The 21303-nt window shown below is 63.2% G+C and carries 22 protein-coding genes; 2 read left to right on the top strand and 20 right to left on the bottom strand.

Going from position 1 to position 21303, the window contains the following annotated elements:
* Nucleotides 1-345: 345 nt before the first annotated feature.
* From AC3A5K_RS07725 to AC3A5K_RS07740, 4 genes are read right to left on the bottom strand one after another with little or no spacing between them, the layout of a single operon-like run.
* On the bottom strand, nt 346-1605 hold the full coding sequence (locus AC3A5K_RS07725) for an RNA polymerase sigma factor (RefSeq protein ID WP_487616905.1): 1260 nt from the start codon (nt 1603-1605) through the stop codon (nt 346-348).
* Nucleotides 1606-1657: 52 nt separating this feature from the next.
* Entirely contained in the window at nt 1658-2065 is a 408-nt protein-coding gene (locus AC3A5K_RS07730) for a VOC family protein (protein WP_487616906.1), read from the bottom strand.
* 32 nt (nt 2066-2097) lie between these two features.
* The gene (locus AC3A5K_RS07735; RefSeq protein WP_487616907.1) at nt 2098-2520 is read right to left on the bottom strand and encodes a VOC family protein; all 423 of its coding nucleotides are present in this window, start codon (nt 2518-2520) and stop codon (nt 2098-2100) included.
* Between the two features lie 26 nt (nt 2521-2546).
* Nucleotides 2547-2966, bottom strand: a complete 420-nt coding sequence (locus AC3A5K_RS07740) for a YciI family protein (RefSeq protein WP_487616908.1) — start codon at nt 2964-2966, stop codon at nt 2547-2549.
* A gap of 199 nt (nt 2967-3165) precedes the next feature.
* Here AC3A5K_RS07740 and AC3A5K_RS07745 point away from each other — a divergent pair, with 199 nt between their 5' ends.
* The gene (locus AC3A5K_RS07745) at nt 3166-3540 is read left to right on the top strand and encodes a YciI family protein (protein WP_487616909.1); all 375 of its coding nucleotides are present in this window, start codon (nt 3166-3168) and stop codon (nt 3538-3540) included.
* A gap of 348 nt (nt 3541-3888) precedes the next feature.
* Here AC3A5K_RS07745 and AC3A5K_RS07750 read toward each other — a convergent pair whose 3' ends face one another.
* Both AC3A5K_RS07750 and AC3A5K_RS07755 read right to left on the bottom strand, forming a co-directional pair.
* Nucleotides 3889-4359: a BON domain-containing protein gene (locus tag AC3A5K_RS07750; RefSeq protein WP_487616910.1), complete on the bottom strand. Its 471-nt coding sequence runs from the start codon at nt 4357-4359 to the stop codon at nt 3889-3891.
* A gap of 1063 nt (nt 4360-5422) precedes the next feature.
* On the bottom strand, nt 5423-6586 hold the full coding sequence (locus tag AC3A5K_RS07755) for a mandelate racemase/muconate lactonizing enzyme family protein (protein WP_487616911.1): 1164 nt from the start codon (nt 6584-6586) through the stop codon (nt 5423-5425).
* 127 nt (nt 6587-6713) lie between these two features.
* Here AC3A5K_RS07755 and AC3A5K_RS07760 point away from each other — a divergent pair, with 127 nt between their 5' ends.
* A complete protein-coding gene (locus AC3A5K_RS07760) occupies nt 6714-7616 on the top strand; it encodes a LysR family transcriptional regulator (protein ID WP_487616912.1) in 903 nt (300 codons plus the stop codon).
* Between the two features lie 172 nt (nt 7617-7788).
* Here AC3A5K_RS07760 and AC3A5K_RS07765 read toward each other — a convergent pair whose 3' ends face one another.
* From AC3A5K_RS07765 to AC3A5K_RS07830, 14 genes are all read right to left on the bottom strand, one after another.
* Nucleotides 7789-8958, bottom strand: a complete 1170-nt coding sequence (locus tag AC3A5K_RS07765) for a GGDEF domain-containing protein (protein ID WP_487616913.1) — start codon at nt 8956-8958, stop codon at nt 7789-7791.
* A gap of 415 nt (nt 8959-9373) precedes the next feature.
* On the bottom strand, nt 9374-9727 hold the full coding sequence (locus tag AC3A5K_RS07770; RefSeq protein WP_487616914.1) for an FKBP-type peptidyl-prolyl cis-trans isomerase: 354 nt from the start codon (nt 9725-9727) through the stop codon (nt 9374-9376).
* 136 nt (nt 9728-9863) lie between these two features.
* On the bottom strand, nt 9864-11786 hold the full coding sequence (locus AC3A5K_RS07775; RefSeq protein WP_487616915.1) for a YaaW family protein: 1923 nt from the start codon (nt 11784-11786) through the stop codon (nt 9864-9866).
* A gap of 266 nt (nt 11787-12052) precedes the next feature.
* Nucleotides 12053-12643, bottom strand: a complete 591-nt coding sequence (locus AC3A5K_RS07780) for a hypothetical protein (protein ID WP_487616916.1) — start codon at nt 12641-12643, stop codon at nt 12053-12055.
* A gap of 148 nt (nt 12644-12791) precedes the next feature.
* On the bottom strand, nt 12792-13265 hold the full coding sequence (locus AC3A5K_RS07785) for a hypothetical protein (protein WP_487616917.1): 474 nt from the start codon (nt 13263-13265) through the stop codon (nt 12792-12794).
* Nucleotides 13266-13466: 201 nt separating this feature from the next.
* The gene (locus AC3A5K_RS07790) at nt 13467-13625 is read right to left on the bottom strand and encodes a hypothetical protein (protein WP_487616918.1); all 159 of its coding nucleotides are present in this window, start codon (nt 13623-13625) and stop codon (nt 13467-13469) included.
* Nucleotides 13626-13643: 18 nt separating this feature from the next.
* Nucleotides 13644-13841 (bottom strand): hypothetical protein, encoded by a 198-nt coding sequence (locus AC3A5K_RS07795; protein ID WP_487616919.1) that lies wholly within the window; start codon nt 13839-13841, stop codon nt 13644-13646.
* A 74-nt stretch (nt 13842-13915) separates the two neighbouring features.
* The gene (locus tag AC3A5K_RS07800; protein WP_487616920.1) at nt 13916-14512 is read right to left on the bottom strand and encodes a hypothetical protein; all 597 of its coding nucleotides are present in this window, start codon (nt 14510-14512) and stop codon (nt 13916-13918) included.
* Nucleotides 14513-14679: 167 nt separating this feature from the next.
* Nucleotides 14680-14883: a hypothetical protein gene (locus AC3A5K_RS07805; RefSeq protein WP_487616921.1), complete on the bottom strand. Its 204-nt coding sequence runs from the start codon at nt 14881-14883 to the stop codon at nt 14680-14682.
* Nucleotides 14859-15044: a hypothetical protein gene (locus AC3A5K_RS07810; protein WP_487616922.1), complete on the bottom strand. Its 186-nt coding sequence runs from the start codon at nt 15042-15044 to the stop codon at nt 14859-14861. Before AC3A5K_RS07810 ends, AC3A5K_RS07805 begins: the two co-directional genes overlap by 25 nt.
* A gap of 115 nt (nt 15045-15159) precedes the next feature.
* Complete coding sequence (locus tag AC3A5K_RS07815) at nt 15160-16962, bottom strand: AAA family ATPase (RefSeq protein WP_487616923.1); 1803 nt, start codon at nt 16960-16962, stop codon at nt 15160-15162.
* A gap of 69 nt (nt 16963-17031) precedes the next feature.
* Nucleotides 17032-17814 carry a TSCPD domain-containing protein gene (locus tag AC3A5K_RS07820; protein ID WP_487616924.1) on the bottom strand — a complete coding sequence of 261 codons (783 nt, stop codon included), beginning with the start codon at nt 17812-17814 and terminating at the stop codon, nt 17032-17034.
* 108 nt (nt 17815-17922) lie between these two features.
* Nucleotides 17923-18651: a hypothetical protein gene (locus AC3A5K_RS07825; protein ID WP_487616925.1), complete on the bottom strand. Its 729-nt coding sequence runs from the start codon at nt 18649-18651 to the stop codon at nt 17923-17925.
* Between the two features lie 155 nt (nt 18652-18806).
* A complete protein-coding gene (locus tag AC3A5K_RS07830; protein ID WP_487616926.1) occupies nt 18807-20957 on the bottom strand; it encodes an adenosylcobalamin-dependent ribonucleoside-diphosphate reductase in 2151 nt (716 codons plus the stop codon).
* Nucleotides 20958-21303: the final 346 nt, after the last annotated feature.

A 21303-nucleotide genomic window follows, 5' to 3' on the forward strand; every position in this document is an offset into this window, starting at 1 on the left:
TTGCGCGTCGCGGCCACACCCCCTGTCGTGAAACATCGCGCGATGCTCTGCGCTGCGCATTGCGCCCGTTCCCCTTGCGTTGCGCACTCTATCGCCCGCGGCCTGCATCCGCAGCCTTCGCATGCGCAAGCCAAGACCGACGTCACGGAATCCGGGAGCGCCACGCGCCGAGTGCGGCCATCGATGGAATGCGGCGGGCGGATCGTTCCCGCGCGATCCGCGCGAGCTTCGTCGACAGATCCGTCAGCCGAGTTATTCCCAAGACCACGCATTGCAGATGCGGATCAGGCCGCAGGTTGCCAGTTCCGCGCATCGATTTTGAAACCCGGCGCGTCTATCGCGCCATCAATCCACGCCTGCCCCCGCACGCGACAGCAGCAACGCGCGTTCGCGTGCGTTGCCGGTCAATGCGGCCGCCCGCTCGAATGCGGCGCGTGCGTCGGCGGTGCGTCCCAACTGAGCTAGAAGATCGCCCTGCACCGCAGCCAGGGGGGCGTAGTCGCGCAGACGCGCATCGCCGGCCAGCGCTTCGACGAGTGGCCATGCGGCGGCTGCGCCCTGTGCGCGCGACACCGCGACGGCGCGGTTGAGTTCCACCACCGGCGAGGGCTGCACCTGCGCCAGCCGGGTGTACAGCGCCGCCATGCGCGTCCAGTCGGTGGCCTCCGCGCGTCGCGCCTGCGCATGGCATTCGGCGATGGCGGCCTGCAGCACGTACGGATCGTCGCTGCCGCCCAGTGCCAGCGCCTGTTGCAGGGCGGCCTGGCCACGGGCGATCTGCAGCCAGTCCCAGCGGCTGCGGTCCTGGTCGGGCAGCAGGATCGGGGTGCCCGTCGCATCGGTGCGCGCGGCGGTGCGCGAGGCCTGCAGTTCCATCAGGGCGAGCAGGCCCAGCACCTGCGGCCAGGTCGGCAGCCGACCGGCCAGCACGCGACCGAGACGCAGCGCTTCCTCGCACAGCGCGGGACGCATCCAGTCGTCGCCGGCACTGGCGGCGTAGCCCTCGTTGAAGATCAGGTAGACCACCTCCAGCACCGAGGCCAGACGCTCCGGCAGCGCGGCCTGGCGCGGTACTTCGAACGTCACCTGCTTCTGCGCCAGTGTGCGTTTGGCGCGCACGATGCGCTGGGCGATGGTCGGCTCGGGCGCGAGAAACGCGCGTGCGATCTCGTCCGTGGTCAGTCCGCCGAGCAGGCGCAGGGTCAGCGCCACACGTGCATCGGCGGCAAGCACCGGATGGCAGGCCACGAACATCAGCCGCAGCAGGTCGTCGCCGATGTCGTCTTCCAGGGCGTCGCTGTCATCCGGCGCGGGCAACGGCAGCGGCTCCAGTTCGCTGCCGTACTGCGCATGCTGGCCGGCCACGCGCTGGTGCTGGCGCAGCACGTCGATGGCGCGGTTGCGCGCGGTGGTCATCAGCCACGCTCCGGGATTGTCCGGCACGCCCTGGCGGGGCCAGCGCTCCAGCGCGGCCAGCCAGGTGTCCTGGACCAGCTCTTCGGCCCGGCCGACATCGCCGCCCAGCAGGCGGGTCAGGCGGGCGATCAACACCGGCGCTTCCATGCGCCAGATCGTGTCCAGTCGTCGGGCCAGCACCGTGTCCATGCGGCCGATCAGAGCACCGGCACGGTCGAGGTACAAGCCGCGTCGCGCGCCCTCACGCCGGCTCGCCGTCCATGTGCGCGATCTCCCACAGGTGGCCGTCGAGATCCTGGAAGCCGCGCTGGTACATGAAGCCGTAGTCCCGCGCCGGCTGCGGCTCGCGGGCGCCCGCCTTGACCGCCTTGTCCACCAGCGCATCGACCGCGGCGCGGCTTTCGGCCGACAGGCAGGTGATCACCTCGGTCCGTGTGCGTGCATCGCTGATCGGCAGGGAGGTGAACTGGGCGAAGAAGGTCTCCATCAACAGCATCACGAAGATGCTGTCGCTGACGATCATGCAGGCCGCATTCTCGTCGGTGAAGGTCGGATTGAAGGCGTAACCCAGTGCGCCGAAAAAGGCTTTGGACGCCTCCAGATCGCGCACCGGAAGATTGACGAAGATCATCTGCTGCGAAGCGGACATGCGCGTACTCCTGTAGTCGAACCGGCGAAGAATCAGGGTTGTTTCATGCAGTTGACCATCCACGGCGTGCCGTAGCGGTCCAGCAGGCAGCCCCAGCGATGGGCCCAGAACGTTTCGGCGATCGGCATCCGGATCTCGCCGCCGTCGGCCAGCGCCGCGAAGACGCGCTCGGCCTCTTCGATCGACTCGACCTCGATGTTGATCGTGGTGCTGCCCTCGCCGCTCGAAGGCGGGCCATCGGCGGCCATCAGGATCGCCGTGCCCACTTCCAGCTGGCTGTGCGCGACGTGATCCAGCGTGTCGGGCGGCATGCCGCCACAGCCCTCCGGGCCTTCCATCGGCGGCATGTCGCGGTACGTCATTTCCGAGGTGACCTTGCCGCCCAGCACCTGCGCGTAGAAGGCCATCGCGTCGTGGGTCTGGCCGTTGAAGCCGAGGAATGGAATCAGTTTCATGGGAATGCTCCAGGGATACGGGGGAATCAGTGGGCGGCGCCGATCTGCTCGCGCAGGCGCCGTTCCTGCGCCCGCAGCTCGGGGGTCAGCGCATCGCCGAAATCCTCGTCGCCGAAGATCGGACGCAACTCGACCACATCGCCAGGGCCGAACGGGGCGCGCTTGAGCCATTCGGTGGCCTCGTCCAGCGAGCGCACCTGCCAGAGCCAGAATCCGCAGACCAGCTCGCGGGTTTCCGCGAATGGACCGTCAATCACCCGCGGTGCGTCGGCACCGAAGGCGACGCGTCGACCGCGCGACGTCGGGTGCAGGCCCTCGCCGGCCAGCAGGATGCCGGCCTGCACCAGCTGTGCGTTGTAGGCGCCCATGGCGCGGAGGTCCTGCTCGGTCGGCAATTGACCGGCCTCGGTGGCCGCAGTGGCCTTCACCAGCACGATGACTTTCACGGAATGCTCCTGTCTGCCAGCCCGACATCCGGGCCGTTCACTGGAGTCGACGTACCAGCAGGACGGAAATCGACACGCGCCGCTGAAATATTTTTCCAGCCGCTGGAGCGGCTGCACGGCACCCCTGCTGCGGCGCTGCAACACAGGCCGCGGGCGGGCTGCGGCATCATGCCGCTTCACCCCCAACGCTGGTCCGCCGATGCAATTCCTGTTGCTGATCTACATCGATGACGGCCTGATGCAGGCCCTGCCGGGCGCCGAGTACGACCGCCTGATGCGCGACTGCCTGCACCACGCCGATGCCTTGCAGGCCGCGGGCACCCTGGTGCTGTCGCAGAAGCTGGAGCCGGTCGACACTGCGCGCACCGTGCGCACGCGCGATGGCCAGACCCGTATCACCGATGGTCCGTTCGCCGAAACGCACGAGCTGCTGGCCGGCTTCAATCTGATCAACGCCGCCGACCATGCCGAGGCGGTGCGCATCGCCCAGCAGTTCCCATGGTCGCGCGTCGGCAGCATCGAAGTGCGGCCCCTGGCCGACATGGACGCCGAACGCGTCCGCGTCGGCGCCTGAGGCAGTCACGGCCGTTCGAGTCTTGCGATCCGCCTGATCGCAAGCCGTCGGAACCGATGGCCACGGTGCGGTCCATCCCGCGCCGACGGAACACGCACCGCGTATCCGGTACGGACGACGGCTTGGCCTGCATCGTGGTCCTGCGTGTCTCGGGTGCACCGGACGTCACGGGCGATGGTCGAGCCGCCTTGTCCAGCGCACGCACCCGACTCGATTCGGGATGCACTCCGCCGTACCGGAAGACGAGGCATCGATGGCTCCGAGCCCCACAAAAAAGCCGCACACCCGGGGGTGTGCGGCTTCAGTACATCCAAAGCTGATCGCGCCTGACCGGCGCGCAGCACGCAATCAGCGGCTTGCAGCGCCGACCGTCAGACCGGTGGTGCGGACATCGGTCACGCCCTCGATCTCGCGCGCAATGCGGGTGGCTTCGATGATCTGCGCTTCCGAATCCACCTGGCCGGTCAGCGTGACCACGCTGTTGACGGTCTCGACACCGATATCCAGACCGGACACGTCCGAATCGGCGAGCAGCGACGACTTCACTTTCGTGGTGATCCACGTATCGGTGCCGGGCTGTTCGGAGTCCGACCCGTCCGTCATGCCGGTACGGGTGTTGTCCATCGCAGGATCGGTACGCGCCATGTCGCCGGTCGCGGTTGCGCCGGTGGTGGCCGGCGGCGGCGTCGTCTGCGCAGCCGGATCGGCGGGCTGCATGGCGGCGGTGTCGTCGGCGGTGCGGTCGTTCGAACAACCAACGGCGAACGCCAGCACCGAGGACATGGCGATGGCGAGCGGAAGACGGGTGACGTTGCGCATGGGAAGCTCCAGCGGATGAGGTGTGGCCGGAGTGTGTCCCGCCCACTGCCCACGCCGCGTGACGTGGCGCGGCTTGTGTGAACAGGTCCATTCCCATGGGATGCGACGGCGCCTGCATCGGCATGGTGGTCGCGCACGCCCTGCGCACTGGTCTGCACAGCGTGCGCCTGCACGTCTGTCGAAGCATGTGCCCTGCACGTGAACACTCGCCCTGTTCAATCCAGCGCATGTCCGGCGCCTCAACGTCGCTTGATCAGCAGCGTCTCCGGCGGCGCACGCGCAGCGATCGGATCGAATGATCACCGCGCGGACGGCTCGCCGGCACCGCTGCTTTCGATGAGGTTCTACGGTGGCGGAACGGTCAGCTCGCGATTACGCAAGAAACCGCACCTTGCCTGCTGCAAGTCCGGACCAGCAGTCAGCGAACGGACGCGAATCCGGTACGACGCGAACTGTCATCGTCAGTGATTGCGTTCGCTTTGGCACCGTCAGCGTTCAAGAACAGCCCCGCATCGACGATGCCCGCTCGTCAGCGCACACGCGCTTCCGGCCGACTTGATTCGATCAACGCCGCCGAACGGTCCGGGGCCATGCGCATCGCGCAGCAGTTTCCGTGATCGCGCGTCGGCAGCCTCGAAGTCGCCGTTCGTCCACATGGATTCCGCGCGCGATTGGTGCGCATGCGTCCCGCAGGTGGAGCGCGGTGACCGTTCGTCGCGCTCGTCAGCCACGTCGACGCGGCGCTGCACGCATAGCGAGCCCATACAGCGGCGCTGTCATGTCGCGCGGGCAGAAGCGCGGTGGACCCCGGTGCTACGCCCAGTGGCGCAGCGTCGACTGTCGACGGCCGGCCCATGGATTCCCGCCTGCGCGGGAATGACGCGTTTCAGAGGACGGCACGCGAGGAACGCGCGACGGCCGTGTGTCGACTCCTCATGGCGCGACGACTCGACAGTGCGCGTGGCAGCCAGCGCGTGACACACGCAAGCAGTGACGTCGCGCCCCGGCGCAGCTGCGGGTCACGACGGCCGCCGCGCGGATGACCGTGGACACGTACACGCCGTTATTCCGCGAGGTCGCGCATCACCCGGATCAGGTCGGACTTGCCCTCGAAGCCGATGCCCGGCAGTTCGGGCATGACGATGTGGCTGTCCTGCACCTGCACGCCATCCGGAAAGCCGCCGTACGGCTGGAACAGATCCGGATAGCTCTCGTTGCCGCCCAGGCCGAGGCCCGCCGCGATGTTGAGCGACATCTGGTGGCCGCCATGCGGAATGCAGCGCGACGGCGACCAGCCGAACTGTTCCAGCACATCGAGCGTGCGCAGGTACTCGACCAGACCGTAGGACAAGGCGCAGTCGAACTGCAGATAGTCGCGGTCCGGGCGCATGCCGCCGTAGCGCAGCAGATTGCGCGCGTCCTGGTGCGAGAACAGATTCTCGCCAGTCGCCATCGCGCCGGGATAGAACTCGGACAGCGCGGCCTGCAATGCGTAGTCGAGCGGATCGCCGACTTCCTCGTACCAGAACAGCGGATAGTCGCGCAGCATCTTCGCGTAGGCGATGCCGGTCTCCAGATCGAAGCGGCCGTTGGCATCCACCGCCAGCTGCGCGTCACTGCCGATTTCCTGCAGCACCGATTCGATGCGGCCACGGTCCTCGTCGATCGACGCGCCGCCGATCTTCATCTTGACGACGGTGTAGCCGCGGTCGAGATAACTGCGCATCTCCTGGCGCAGCGCGCCGTTGTCCTTGCCCGGGTAGTAGTAGCCACCGGCGGCATACACGAACACGCGCGGATCGGCCTCGACGCCCTCCTGCTCGGCGAGCATCCGGAACAGCGGTTTGCCGGCGATTTTCGCCGTCGCATCCCAGATCGCCATGTCCAGCGTGCCGACCGCGACCGAGCGCTCGCCGTGGCCGCCGGGCTTCTCGTTCGACATCATCGCCGCCCAGACCTTGCCGGGATCGAGGTTGTCGCCGGTGTCGGCCAGCAGCGACTCGGGCTCAGCCTGCAGGATGCGATCGCGGAAGCGTTCTCGGATCAGGCCGCCCTGGCCGTAGCGGCCGTTGGAGTTGAAGCCGTAACCGACCACGCGACGCCCGTCGCGTACCTGGTCGGTGACCACGGCCACGAGGCTCGCGGTCATCCTGCTGAAATCGATGTACGCGTTGCGGATGGGCGAGGCGATCGGCTGGGTGATTTCGACGACGTCGGTGATGCGCATGGGCGGTCCTGCTGGGCGTGGGGGATGGCCCGGCGTGATGCCGGTTCGAATGCCATGCACAAGCCTAGGCGCGCCGATACCGGCCTTTCCAATGCCGTTTCGGCTGCGCTGATGCAGAATCGGCATCATGGAACTCAACTGGATCGACGATTGCCTGGCGCTGGCGGACACGCTGAATTTCCGCCGCGCCGCCGAGATGCGGCATCTCACGCAGCCGGCTTTCAGCCGACGGATCCGCGCGCTCGAGGACTGGGTCGGCACGCCGCTGTTCGAACGCTCCCGCCAGGGCGTCGCGCTCACACCTGCCGGCGCCGCGTTCCGCGATCGCGCCGGCGCGCTGCAACGTGCCATCCACGCCGCCCGCAACGAAGCGTTGGATGTCGCGGGCCTGCGCAAGCCGCCCCTGGTGTTCGTCTCCACCCACGCGCTGTCGTTCACCTTTTTTCCCGCGTGGATCCGCAGGGCGAATCCCGATTCGACACCGGGCGCGTTCCAGCTGGTGTCGGACACGTTGCGCGCAAGCGAACGCCGGATGCTCGAAGACGGCGCGCAGTTCATGCTCTGCCATCACCACCCGCAGATGCGGTCGATGCTCGATCCGTCGCGCTTCGATTCCGTCGCCGTCGGCCAGGACGTACTGCAGCCCTTCAGTGCGCCGGGCGCCCGCGGACGGCCGAAGTGGTCCCTCGATGGCAGCGCCCGCACGGTGCCCGTGCTGTCCTATAGCGACGACTCCGGCCTGGCGCGAATCCTCGCCGGCAATGCCCACCTGGCGTCGATGACCGACCGCTTCGTCGTCCGTTTCACGTCCGACCTGGCGGCGACGCTGCGGCAGATGTGCAAGGCCGGCGATGGCATCGCCTGGCTGCCACGCACGCTGGTCGAGGACGACCTGCAGACCGGTGCGCTCGTCGCCGCGTCCGCCGATGCGGCCTGCGTCATCCCGGTCGACATCCGCCTGTTCCGACGCAAGGCGCCCCTCGGCCAGGACGCCGAAGCCTTGTGGCTGGCGTTGACCGCCACGCGCTGAATCGACGCGCCGCACCTCGCAACACGTCGCCTCGGCGATGCGCGGATGGCGTGGCGCTGGCGAACATCGATCGACGCGACGACGTGCATCCGGAGCCGGACGCTGCCGGGCCACTGCGTGCAGCGATTTCGGTACGCAGCAACGCGCGCCCGCACGCCGTGAGGCCGGCACCTCAAGCGCTTGGAATCGCGTGCTCTTGCGCCACCCGGTTGCGTCCCGCGTGCTTGCCGCGATACAGCGCCGCGTCCGCCGCCTGCATCGCCTTCGCCCGCGACGCGACGTCGTCGAAGCACCCGGAGATGCCCACGGTGACGGTGCAGTGCACCGCCTCGCCATCCGGCGCCTGCAGCAGGACGGTCGATGCCACGGCGGCGCGGATGCGCTCGGCCACCTGCAGTGCGGTGGCATCGTCAGCGCCCGGGCAGACGGCGGCGAATTCCTCACCGCCCATCCGGCACACCAGATCGCCCGTGCGCACGGCGCTGCGCAGGACATCGCCAAGCGCGCACAGCACCGCGTCGCCGGCCTGGTGACCGTGCCGGTCGTTGATGTCCTTGAAGTGGTCGACGTCGATCAGCAACAGGCGGGCGCCGGCGTTCGGACGCCGCAGACGCGCGTCCAGCGCCTCGGTCAAACCGCGGCGGTTGAGCAACTGCGTCAATGGATCACGCGCGGCCATGTCGCGCAGCTGGTCGGTCAGGCGACGCAGCACCAGCCAGACGATGAACGGCGGAATGATGGTCGCCAGCGAGCACATGTAGACGTAGAAGACCACCTGGAACTGGCCTTCCATGTTCAGCGCCGCCAGGCCACCGGCCAGCAGCCTGGCCAGCTTGAGCACGTTCAACACACCGATGCCGGCGATCAGCGCGGCGAACAGCAGCGCCTCGCCGCGAAAATCGCGGGCGAACGTGCGCAGCCCCGCCAGCAGCACGACCACCATGGCCGCGAACCAGAGTGCGCAAGCCGCGGAGAGCATCGCGTAGCGCGCCACGGGCCCCCAGACCCACTCCACCAGAACCTGTGCAGCCGCGTAGCCCAGTCCAAGCGCCGCCAGCGGCCAGCGCAACGGAAACGGCCGACCGAAGAAGCGCAGACCGCCGACGCTGTACGCCAGCAGCGCGCAGAGCGTGAGCGCGTGATTGACCACGCTCATCCAGCTCAAGCCCGCCGGCCCTTCCAGCAGCTGCAGCACGTACGCCGCGCCGAGGGTGAGGTTGCCCACGGCGAACGCATCCGTGCCCATCTTCTCGGCCCCCAGGCGCCTGCTGATGAGCAGGAACATCGCCGTGAAGCTCAACAGGTAGACACACAGCATGCCGACGAGAAGCGTGGCGATCATCAGGCGTTCGAAGTCCGGATCAGGACGTGGACGGACGGCCCGCACACCCACCGCGGCCGATGGAGACACGGACGACGTGCGCAATTGGATGGCGGGACAGGCAGGGCCGCCACCGCCCGAATCGACGGTGACAGCCTGATATCAGCGGCTGCGCGGCGGTTAACTTGAACCCGCGTCCGCGCGCCGGGGGCTGCACGCCCAAGCAGCCACCCGGGCCCTACGGCCTGGCCTGCCCGGCCAGGTGTGGTCGATCAGGCCGCCATTGCAGCCGTGATGGCTCAAGGCCGGGCGCCTGGCACGGGTGGGCTTCGGTTATCTATCGCCCGCGATCCGGGGGGAAGACGTTCAAGGACGGGGACCCGGCACGGTGGATTCGATCCAGCACCGTGCGTCCCCTTTGCATATGGCGCCGGTGTCAGGCGCCCAGCAGCTCGACGTCGAACTTCAGCGTCGCGTTGGGCGGAATGACGCCACCGGCGCCGCGTGCGCCGTAACCCAGGTTGGCCGGGATGATCAGCGTACGCTGGCCGCCTTCCTTCATGCCCTGCACGCCCTCGTCCCAGCCTTTGATGACCATGCCGCCGCCCAGCGGAAAGATGAAGGGCTCGTCGCGATCCTTGCTCGAATCGAACTTCGCGCCCTGCTCGCCGTTCTCGTACAACCAGCCCGTGTAGTGCACGGTCACGTTGCGGCCGGGCTGCGCTTCCTTGCCCGTGCCGACGACGGTGTCTTCGTACCGCAGGCCGGACGGCGTGGTGATGGAGGTCATGGCGGGATCCTTTGTCGAATGCGGAAACGGGTCGCGCAGTTTAGCGGCCGATGCAGTATTCGGCGCTGGCGGACTGTGTCTGATTTGTAACCCGATGAGTGAACCTGGCAACCTCACCAAGTTCGCTTGAAGGCAGTCAGAGAACAGCAGCCTCGCAGATTTCGCCATTCCTCAGCGCTACCAGCAACTCGACTGGTTGCATGTTGTCGAGCATCATCGCGTCGAAGCTGCTGGCAAGTTGTAGCGTCTCAGTCCGAAGAGAAGGAAGAGTGGCCTGACGAGCAATTTGGACCAGCTCGCGGTTGGCCTGCAGTTCAATGCGGCTGTCGCCGAGGGAGGAGGAAAACCGGGCCAGATGACCTTCAATGGCTATCTCGATCTGCGCGATCATGCCGGCGCTGCCAAGCATATGCTCCAGATCCGCGCGGATGACGGCTTCCCGGTGACGGACGGTCGCCTGAACACCTTGGAAGTTGCACAGCAGACGACAGGCCATCATTCGTGCGGCAAGACAGAGTTTCCATTGATGGGATAGCTCGTAGAAGTCGCTTTGCAGCCCTGTAAGCTTCTCTCGGAACGAACTCATGCCGAATTTGCCGTCATCCCTAGCATTCTGGATGCCACCGCTTACCGCACTCAGGTCCGATCTGAGGTGATTTTGCACCTTTAGCAGGTTGGATTCCGCATCCTCGAGCTTCTGCTCCAACGCCGCACGCAACTCGCCCTGAAGAATAGGCGAGGAAATCTGCTGCAGGTAGTCAATCGCTGAGGAGATCTCGGCCTCTCGCTCGCGCTTTTGGAATGATGCAATCCTGTCCACACCCAACTTAATTTCATCTAGCTTGGCGCTGATATCCGCGAGGTGCTTCTGCGCCAACGCGAAGGAGGCGACGTTGAACAAGGCGCCGGCATTGACCACTTGGCTCAGGTCACCATCAAAAAGACGAGCCTGCTCCGTGATCTGCCTGCCGTCGTGGCTCCAGCCACGATAGCCATTGCCATCCTTGGCCAGCTTTAGCGGCCCATCGATTACGACTTTCATGAACCTTTCGCCATTTACTTCGTTAGCCATAACTGCTGTAGGGGCGACCTGCATTAGCGGGGATAGTCGACTAATGCCTGACTTCTTGTTGTCCAGCAACACAGAATTCTCGGGCAGCGCTGATAGCGCTGCCTGCATGACCGAGATAGCGTGATTTCCCTCGCCATCCTGGATATTCAAAGAATTCCCAACACCAATGTCCGCGGCTGCACCTTGCTCGGCGAGCGTTATGGGTCTCGACTGCGAACGACTCCCTTCTTCTTGGCGGAGACGCATTAAGATCAAAAAGTTAATGCAGGGAAGTGTCACGCGATGCGAGGAAAGCGCTGAACCGAGCTTCGCGCGTAGCGATTCGGGGACGACATCATTCAGGCTCCTGCCGACAACCTTCCCGAACAAAGCGCCTGCGAACCCTCCACGCCCCCCGACTGCCGTCGCACCTTCCTCGATGACATCTGACGGGGAGTGCAAGAGTGAGTTGTTCACCTTGTCACCGCAAAGGTACTCGGCAAAACGAAGGCGCCCGGCCGAATTCTCAAGTGCCTTCTTTGCTTCCGTGAAGACGGGCTGGATGCCCAGCCAATTTGCGATTACCAGCTGACCCGCACCGCTCTCCCCATCCCAAATAATCTCAAGCTCCTGTATCAGAAGGCTGTCTTCAAGCAAATGGATCTGCTTATCACGCGGCCCCTTGTGCCCCAGGTAATCCAATGTGTCGCTCAGGAGTTCGACGTACGGCACGCCTTTCCCCCTGGCAAGATTGGCCAGGGCATTTCCCCCATAATGCTGAAGTTCGGCAACCAGCACTTCGGCGGCTCCAGTTGTCGTCAGAAGGTGCTTTTTTACAGATTGGGCCATCTCCTTGACCGCGCTGCCAGTCGCGACTCGGCCCTCGCCTTTATCGGTCAAGTGATCGATTAGCCCTGCTACATCGCCAGCAATGGCAGTTGTCAAGCGATCTACCAGAAACTTGTCGCCCAAGATGTCCAGAAGGCTTTCGTTTTTCTTCGTGCTCATGATGTTGATTTCGGGTCGAGTGTCGGAGGGCGGCTATCTGGTGACCGGATGGAGCTACTGGCGCAGGGCATTGCTACCCTTAGCTGTCCTTATCGGCAGTCAGTGGAATTTCTTGATTATTGGCCTCAGCCACTGGCGCCAAATCCTCCCGATCCTCGCGGCAGTGAGATAACCGAGACTGGGAGCGCTACTTCCAGCGCATCCGTGAGCACCATCGCGTACAGCTCATGCGTCAGTCGCATGCGGACGGCCATGACGCCGATCCACTAGGTGACGACGAGAAACGGTGCCAGTACGCCCTGCCAGAGCGGCACGTCCGCGAGTGATTCGATCCCAAGGCCATCGACCTCGCGCAGCAGGAAGAACGCCGCGACCAGCACTGGCAGGATGCCGGCGCGCTCGATACCGCCTATCAGCAGGACCAGTTTCGACCCGAGTCGTTCGTGGGAGAACTGCGCGAAGTTACGATGCGCTTCCAGCTCGGCACGCGGGAACGTCTGCAACCAGACGCGCAACGCGCGGAACTGCGCGACGTCGTGGTCACTCTGCGCCACCAACTTGCTGCGCCAGTGCCAGAACTCGCGTGCCATGACGACCAGGCCGCGCACGATGCCGGGCGCATACAGCAGCCCGGCACTCCATGTTCCCGCTTCCGCCATCCGCACCATCCACCATTGCGGTGTCAGGAACTGCACCAGCAGAAACGGCAGCAGTCCGAACACGATCGCAATCGATCCGAGGATGTTGAGCCAGTAGATAATGCGCGGCGTCTTGAGGATCGACGCGGGGCCATCCGGCATCGCCTCGATGCGCGCGTCCAAGGCAGCGAAGCTCAGTACAGGGGTTCGACCTTCCATGCGGAAACCAATCCTTCCTTTGCGTTTTGAGCTGCCAGTGCGACGCCGACAGGTGACGTGGTACCGCGAGCTTGCACCGTCAGCTTTCGACGCTGCTAGCGTCAGACACCATCAGCTTCGAACTTGGCGCCACGAAGCTCAGGCGTCCTCACTCACGGACTGCGCCCGAGAATCGGTTCATCGGGATGCTCCCGTAGCGCAGCTGCAGCGCTTCCGCTCGCGCAAGCAGCGTCTCCAACGTCACTCTGGACCCCGCACCGAACACGCGAACCTCTCGACTACGTTCCGCGCAGGCCTCGATCGCCGAAAGGATGCAAGACCCGGACATGGCATCTGCCCTCAGCGAGTAGAGCGAGTTCTTGCCTGACCCGATCAGAACGTCGCCGTGCGTCTTCTCAAACAGCTTGGACACCTCTTGCACGGTGAGACCACCTAGGTCCTCGAGCGAAGGGCTGGGATCGAGCGTGGAAGCATCGTCAATCTTCTGACGATTCACCTCGATGACATCCGGCTCGAACGACACCTCGACTGACGCAGCGTAGTCCGCGACGCTCAGGTCCCCGGTTCCATCAGGCCTGATCGCCTCTGCATTGATCTCGCCGTGGTACAGATACTCCGCCATGGCCTCTCGGCCCCAGCCGAACACCTCGTAGAGCGTCCGGACGTCCAAGGATTCCGGTGGCACGGAATGTAGTGTCGCGACCTGCATTGCGCTCCCCTGCGCCAACTCGTATGTGGCTGCCATGCCTCAAGGACTCTACAGACAAGCCTCTGCCTCAGTCGATAGGTGCCGAAGAATTAGCCTGGCACCGCCAGCTATCCGTCAGCTATCAATAAGTGAACCTGACCCCGTTATCTCCAACGCACGGAACTCACCGACATCATGGTCGACCTGTGCGATGAGCCCCTGTCGATGCGTGCGGAACTCGCGCCACAACACAAAGACGTTGCGCACGAAGCCGGGGGCGAATCCGATCACCATGACGATCAGCCCGGCCTTCTACATCCAGACTATCCACTGCGCAGGTGCAAACCACTGGATCAACAGCGAGGGCAGCAAGCCCAGCACTGCACCCACAACGCCTACCAGCGTCCAGGGGCGAATCCACTGCGGCGTGTTGAGCGTCGCGACCGGCCCCTCGGGCACAGCCTCGATTTGGGCGTCCAGCAATGCGAATGTCAGGGGCGCCTGATCCATGGCCTCGTCTCGTTTCTCAGTTCAAACAACCAAAAGAAGTGAACCTGACCCCGTTATCCCTAACGTTAGCTATTTCACACGGCGGGCCATAGCTTTGCGATGTACGCAAGCTCAGCTTCAACCATCGGCAAGAAACCTGCCCCGTGACCAGACCCGACAAAAAGCTTTGAATTCCTAACGTCGAGCACGCACATCCTAGTGTCTGGACTCTTAGCGCTGAGTGCTTCTTCCATAAGACCGGTAATCAGATCTGCGCGGCTCTTGCTAAGCTTGTCCGACTTTAAATAAAGTTTTATGAGATGCCGCTCTCCATTGACGATTAATCCAAGCTCAGGATTCACGGAGACGTCGATGCCATCCCGCGAGAAAAGCTCAGTAGGGGGCTGAAACCAGGTAAGAACTTTCTTACCCCACCACTTTCTATACCCATCAATCACAGCGGGATAGTTTGCGCGCCTGACCTTCTCAGCAACCGTGCCGATTATTTTCGCTAGCTCAGTCCGATTTCCACCGGACTTGTGAATCGCTACAACGCCATCCCGAAACTGTTTGTAGAAATCGGTTCCTGGAGAATATTCGTTACGATTCTTAACTTGCGCTACCTTCGTGGCCTTCGGCCCTCCAGCCTTCGAGACAATGTCCACCAAGTCCGTTAGAGATATCCTTGCCACGAGCACGCTCCATGTTTCAGTCGTTAAGATCGAATATAGCTAAACGTTGGCAACACCGAACGCATATGGACTGTCGGAACGACTTCTGCCGCCCCCCGCTCGTTTGTCCTGCCTGATCTTCGAGATAAGTAAACTTGGCACAGTTATTCCCCTTTTGTCTCAAGCCGTCAGTTGAGAGGGCGATAAGTGAACCTGACCCCGTTATCCCCCAGCAGAAACGGCAGCAGCCCGATCACGATCGCAATCGATCCGAGGATGTTGAGCCAGTAGAGGATGGGCGGCGTCTTGAGGATCGAAGCCGAACCATCGGGCATCGCTTCGATCCGGCCATCCAATGCAGCAAAGCTCAGTGCGGGCGCTCGATCATCCATGCAACGTTCAAGCCTTCCTTGTGCTTCAAGCGGTCAATTGCCGCAGCGATAAGTGAACCTGGCACCGTTATCGCCGTGAGGATCGAGGCGGGGCCGTGCGGCAGCGCTTCGATGCGCGCGTCCAAAGCATCGAAGTTAAGTGCAGAAGTTCGATCATCCATGCAAAACCCAAATCCTCCCTTCCGTTTCGAAGCCAAACGCGACGACGAAAGGCGAGCCCGCCCCGCCATCTTTTTCAGTAAATCCCGATGGGCGCGCGCCTAAATCACCTACAAATCAATGACTGATCCCGAATTGATGAAGCCTAATAATCTCATCCGCGAGATCCTTAGGAATCATTCTAATACGACGTAGCGCCCTCAGAAGTGCTGGAGGCGATACTTGCGCAGGACCGCCAAAGGCCCGCTGATATATTGGAAGCAGGTCATGCCCCCTTCGATTAAAAGTCCAATTAGGGTAGCAAACCTCTTGACCAGAGGTGAATACCACTTTGGAATACCCCTCATCTGAACTGGAAATCTCGCCCAACAAGGGTCTGACACAACTATCTACCCATGAAACAATCAACCCCAGCCGATGAGAATCCAGAGTCCGTATCAGATGCTCATCTCCAGATGTCAAGTCAATACCTTCGATTGCTGGCACCTTCCCCGAAGAGCTAACGAGTCCGAAGACATTGATAGGATCCAAAAGATAATTCTCCAAGCTGTGCCTTAAAAGGACACCAATTCTCTCACTGGAGCTATTACCACCATCCCTGTCGATCAAACCCAGTATTATTTCACTCAGTGGTGGGTCTGAAAATTTATCAACCCAACCGCGAACCACCGAACACCCCCCACCAGTCTTAATCGCGCCCCTTCCACGTGAGGCCGAAATAAAAACGATTGTAGGCGCCAGCGGCATACCTACCAGATCTCGACTAGGGCCGCGGTCAGTTAGAACATCTCGAACAGCGCCGTAAAAATCGACATCAAGATCATCTTCGACCAAGACGTACTTGGTACCCTCGGAAACCGTCACAAAGCCTGATGTCAAAAGGCCTATAGCCTCTTGTTTAGACTCCGACTGAGTTATTCGAGTCGCTCCGCGAACCATCTCGTAGATGCTTCCTGATGGCGCTAATGCCACCGTACTTGGAGAGTGAGTGGTCATTATAGTGCGCACTCCGTATTTCTCTACCAAAACCCCATTTATTACTTGGATGAATTGCCGAGCCATCGAAGGGTGGAGGTGTGCATCAGGCTCATCCAACAAAAGCAATTTCGGAAATCGCCCGTGATGTTTTGAGTTATAGAGCCAGAGCGCTACGCCGAGAAGCATTCTTTCTCCAGAAGAGAGATCCCCTGGACTTATTCGAACACCGCTTTCATTAACCAGCTCAAGCTTGTAAACCTCAGCCCACTTCGTGCCCAACGGATTCACAACCTGATATGGGAACTCCGCTGCAGACAAAATTTCGTTAACGAGATCCCATGGCGCTACTCCGAGCTTCTCCTTCGCCCCTTCAAAAGTAGACCCGGACTCCAGCTCCTGCGCAAAACTCATTCGGTAGCCGAAGAAAACGTGGGCCAATCCTGACGTTAGATCCGAGTCGTCAAGCATAAAGGAGAAATCGTCTGGCAGACGCCGAATAAAATCTTCGACTGGGACGCTCCTAAGATCACCCACGCCCAACAATTTTTGGATCTGATGACGCTTCCTGATCGTTGCCATATCTTGGGAGTGGTGCTGAGTTAGCTGCTGATGCAAATTCCTTTTAGCGTCCTGCATCTGAGCCATCCCGAGATGCACCGCCCCAGTGAGCTGCCATGTGCTAGGCAGAAAAGCGACCGAGCCCGCATCGTAGACCGCACCTTTTATTTCAACCCTCACTCCACTTACATCGCCCAACTGAGGGTGCGGCACCCCTATTAGCCTGTGCGCCAAAGCCTCGAGGAAGTGGGTTTTCCCAGCACCATTCTGGCCGGTGAGAACCGCAAATAGAGGCACGTCCTCCCATGTAATTGAAGATATTGATTTAAAAGGCATCGAGCCCTCGCCACCTATACTAATACTGACAGGCTCCAGCTCAACCATTAAAAACCCCTAAAGGATAAATCCTGTAATCCAAGTTCAATTAATGTATTCGAATAAATCAATAGGTCGCTATCCGCACTTCGAATACCCACAATTCAAACACGTTGCACACCCGTCCATCAGCACCAGCGCCTTCGTGCTGCACTTGTGGCACATGGTCGCGGACGGCGGGAAGCTCGCGCCGTCGCCGGTGATCTCGATGTCTTCGGGGTGTTCGTCGGCACTGCTGGGCGCGCGCGGCGCGCCGCTCACGTCACTGTTTTTTTTTGAGCCTTCGCGCTGCTCGACCTGCTTGCGCTTCTCGGCGATCAGAGCCTTCTGCGCGGGGCTCATTTCCGGGTCGTGCATCATGCCGATGGACTTCAGATGGTCCTCGACGATCATGCCGAGCTCGGCAACCAGCGACGGCATGTACACGCCACCGGCCTTGAAGTAGCCGCCTTTGGGGTCGAACACGGCGCGCATTTCCTCGACCAAGAAAGTCACGTCGCCGCCCTTGCGGAACACGGCGGACATGATGCGCGTCAGCGCGACGATCCACTGGAAGTGCTCCATCGACTTGGAGTTGATGAAGATCTCGAAAGGGCGGCGCTGTTCGTGCTCGCTGCCGGCGTTGAGCACGATGTCGTTGATGGTCACGTACATGGCGTGCTCGACCAGCGGCGATTTGATCTTGTAGGTGCTGCCGATCAGCACTTCGGGGCGCTCGATGCGCTCGTGCATGTGGATCACGTCGGCCTTGGGCAACTCGGCCTCGACGATCTCGCGCGGCACCGACTGGCCTTCGATGGGCTTGTCTTCCGGCTTGACGACGGCGTAGCCGGTGATTTTGCGATCGATCTTGACGGCCATGACGGTGTCCTGGATGTGCGGATGCGGTGTGCGGGTGAAATGGGAAAGCCCAACCCCCTCTCCCCAACCCCTCTCCCGCAAGGGGAGAGGGGCTAGAAGCGGAGCGGATCAGCTGCGCTTGGCGGCGCCCTTCTTGGCGGCGACCGAACGCTTGGCGGTCTTCGCGGCCTTCTTGGCGACACCCTTGCGGGCGGCGACGCTGCGCTTGGCGGTCGCGGTCTTGGCGGCCACCTTCTTCGCAACCTTCTTCACCGCTTTCTTGACGGTCTTCTTGGTGGCGTTGACCTTGCGGGTGGTCGCGGCCTTCTTGGCGGCCGTGCTGCGGCTGGCGGTCTTGCCGACCGTCTTGCGCGCCGCGGTCTTCTTGGTCGCGACCTTCTTGGCTGCGACCTTGCGGCTCGCGGTCTTCCTGGTGGCGGCCTTCTTCGTGGCGGCCTTCTTCACCGGCGCCTTCTTGGCCGCGGCCTTTTTCGCCGTCGCCTTCTTGGCGGTGGTCTTGCCGGCCTTGGTGGTGGCGGCAGCGCGACCGGCGCCCTTGCGCTTGAGCGCGGCGATGTCGGCGGCGGCCGAGGCCTTGGCGGCTTCGAGCTTCTTGCGCGCGGCGGAGACGCGGGTGCTCACGGCCTTGCCGGCGTCGGAAACGGTCTTGCTGGCTTTCTTGCTGACCGTGCTGGCGCGCTTGGCCACGGTCTTCTCCGCGTTCTGCGCGGTGGTCTTGACCGTCTTGACGGCAGCGCTTGCGCGCTTCTTGACCGTGGCGACGATTTCCTTGGCCGTCTCGGCGACATCTTCGGCGGCGCTGCTCAGGGTCTCCGTGACCCCGTTTCCGTTGCTCATTGTGGTGTCCTCGTCAGTGAACTGTGCCGGGCCCATTACCCGCGGGCGGAATGTAGCGCGAAGGATGTGCCGTGGTGGGAAAGACCTGCAGCGCAGCACGGCGTCGTTGCGCTGCGCGATCGACCGCCAGCGCCCCGCGGCGCCGGCGAACGCGATCAGAACTTGCCGTAGTAGCCCTCTTTCAGGGCGTCGAACAGGTTGGCGGCGGTGTGCAGTTCGCCGTCGTATTCGATCTGCTCGTTGCCCGCGACCTCCAGCACCTCGCCACCTTCGAGTTCGAAGCGATAGGTGGTGGCGGCGAGATCCGCCTCCTTCACCAGTACGCCCTGGAACGCGGCCGGGTTGAAGCGGAACGTGGTGCAGCCCTTGAGGCCCTGCTGGTGGGCGTAGCGGTAGATGTCCTTGAAATCCTCGTACGGGTAATCCGTCGGGACGTTCGCGGTCTTGGAGATCGAGCTGTCCACCCAGCGCTGGGCGGCGGCCTGCACATCGACGTGCGCCTTGGGCGTGATGTCGTCGGCGGCGATGAAGTAGTCCGGCAGCTGCGCGTCGGCGGCGTCGGAATACGGCATGGCGTTCGGGTTGACGAGTTCGCGGTAGGCCAGCAGTTCGAACGAGAACACGTCGACCTTTTCCTTCGACTTCTTGCCCTCGCGGATCACGTTGCGGCTGTAGTGGTGCGCGAACGAGGGCTCGATGCCGTTGGAGGCATTGTTGGCCAGCGACAGCGAGATGGTGCCGGTAGGCGCGATCGAGCTGTGGTGGGTGAAGCGCGCACCGGTCTGCGCCAGTGCGTCGACGAGTTCGGGCGCGACCTCGGCGATCTTCTGCATGTAGCGCGAGTACTTGGCGTGCAGCACCTTGCCGGGAATCGCATGGCCCAGCGCCCAGCCGTCGGCGGCCATCTCGGGGCGCTTGCGCAGCATCTCGGCGGTGACCGGAAACTGCTCGTCCATGATCGGTGCGGCGCCCTTTTCCTTGGCCAGCGCGAGGCCGGTTTCCCAGCCGGCGACGGCCATTTCGCGTGCGACGCGCTCGGTGAATTCGCAGGAATTGGGCTGGCCGTACTGCATGCGCAGCATCGTCACCGTGCTGCCGAGACCGAGGAAGCCCATGCCGTGGCGACGCTTGCGCAGGATCTCGTCCCGTTGCTTTTGCAAGGGAAGCCCGTTGACCTCGACCACGTTGTCGAGCATGCGCGTGAACACGCGCACGACTTCCTTGTATTCCTCCCAGTCGAACCACGCGCGCTCGGTGAAGGGCTCGCGCACGAAGGTGGTGAGGTTGATCGAGCCGAGCAGGCAGGCGCCGTAGGGCGGGAGTGGTTGCTCGCCGCAGGGGTTGGTCGCGCGGATGGTCTCGCACCACCAGTTGTTGTTCATCTCGTTGACGCGGTCGATGAGGATGAAGCCCGGCTCGGAATAGTCGTACGTCGAGACCATGATCATGTCCCACAGATGCCGCGCGCGGACCTTGCCGTAGACCTTGCAGGCGACGAGGCCGTCGTCGCGGGTGACGTAGCCCCGGGTCTGCGGCCAGTCGCGCCAGATCACCTGTTCGATATCGGCGAGATCGAAATCGCCGGTTTCCTTCTCGTTGATCGGAAACACCAGCGGCCAGTCGGCATCGGTGTCGACCGCTTCCATGAAACCGTCGGTGATCAGCAGCGAGAGATTGAACTGGCGCAGGCGGCCGTCTTCGCGCTTGGCGCGGATGAAATCGCGCACGTCGGGATGGCTGACATCGAAGGTGCCCATCTGCGCGCCGCGGCGACCACCGGCGGACGAGACGGTGAAACACATCTTGTCGTAGATATCCATGAAGGACATCGGGCCGGAGGTGTAGGCGCCGGCGCCGGCGACGAACGCGCCCTTGGGCCGCAGCGTCGAGAACTCGTAGCCGATGCCGCAACCGGCCTTCAGCGTGAGGCCGGCCTCGTGGACCTTTTCCAGGATGCCGTCCATCGAATCGACGATGGTGCCGGACACGGTGCAGTTGATCGTGCTGGTGGCGGGCTTGTGTTCCAGCGCGCCTGCATTCGAGGTGATGCGGCCGGCGGGAATCGCCCCGCGGCGCAGCGCCCAGAGAAAGCGCTCGTTCCAGTGGCGGCGCGCATCCGGCGTGGCCTCGGCATCGGCCAGCGCGCGGGCGACGCGCTGGTAGGTGCCGTCGATGTCGGCATCCACGGCGACGCCCTGCTTGGTCTTCAGCCGGTACTTCTTGTCCCAGATGTCGGTCGATGCGGGCTGCATCGGAATCACCGGACCGGTCTCACGCTTCACCGCCTCGAGGCGCACCGTGCTCATGCTGCTGGAATCTCCTTGCTGGTCGTCGGCGGGCAGCGCCCGGCAACGGGGATGTGGCGGTCAGACACGGCGACGGGCCATGCGCGTGATGGCGGCATGCGGCCGGTGGTCGAGAAACGATATGTCGGCGGCGGGCGCGAACTCGCACCGTCCGGCGGCGTGGCGAACGGATCCGTACTGACGCACCCGGCCTTGCATTCCCATCGTGCGCATCCCCTTTGCCGCGCGGCCAGTGCGAACCTGAAAGCCCCATCAGTTGGGCCGGACGATTCCACGTGCCCAAGATGTTGTGTCGAACGCGGGGGTCCACGCTACGCCCGCCGCCGGGACGGTGTCAACGCGTCCG

Source organism: Luteimonas sp. Soil_C_5, from assembly GCF_057656615.1.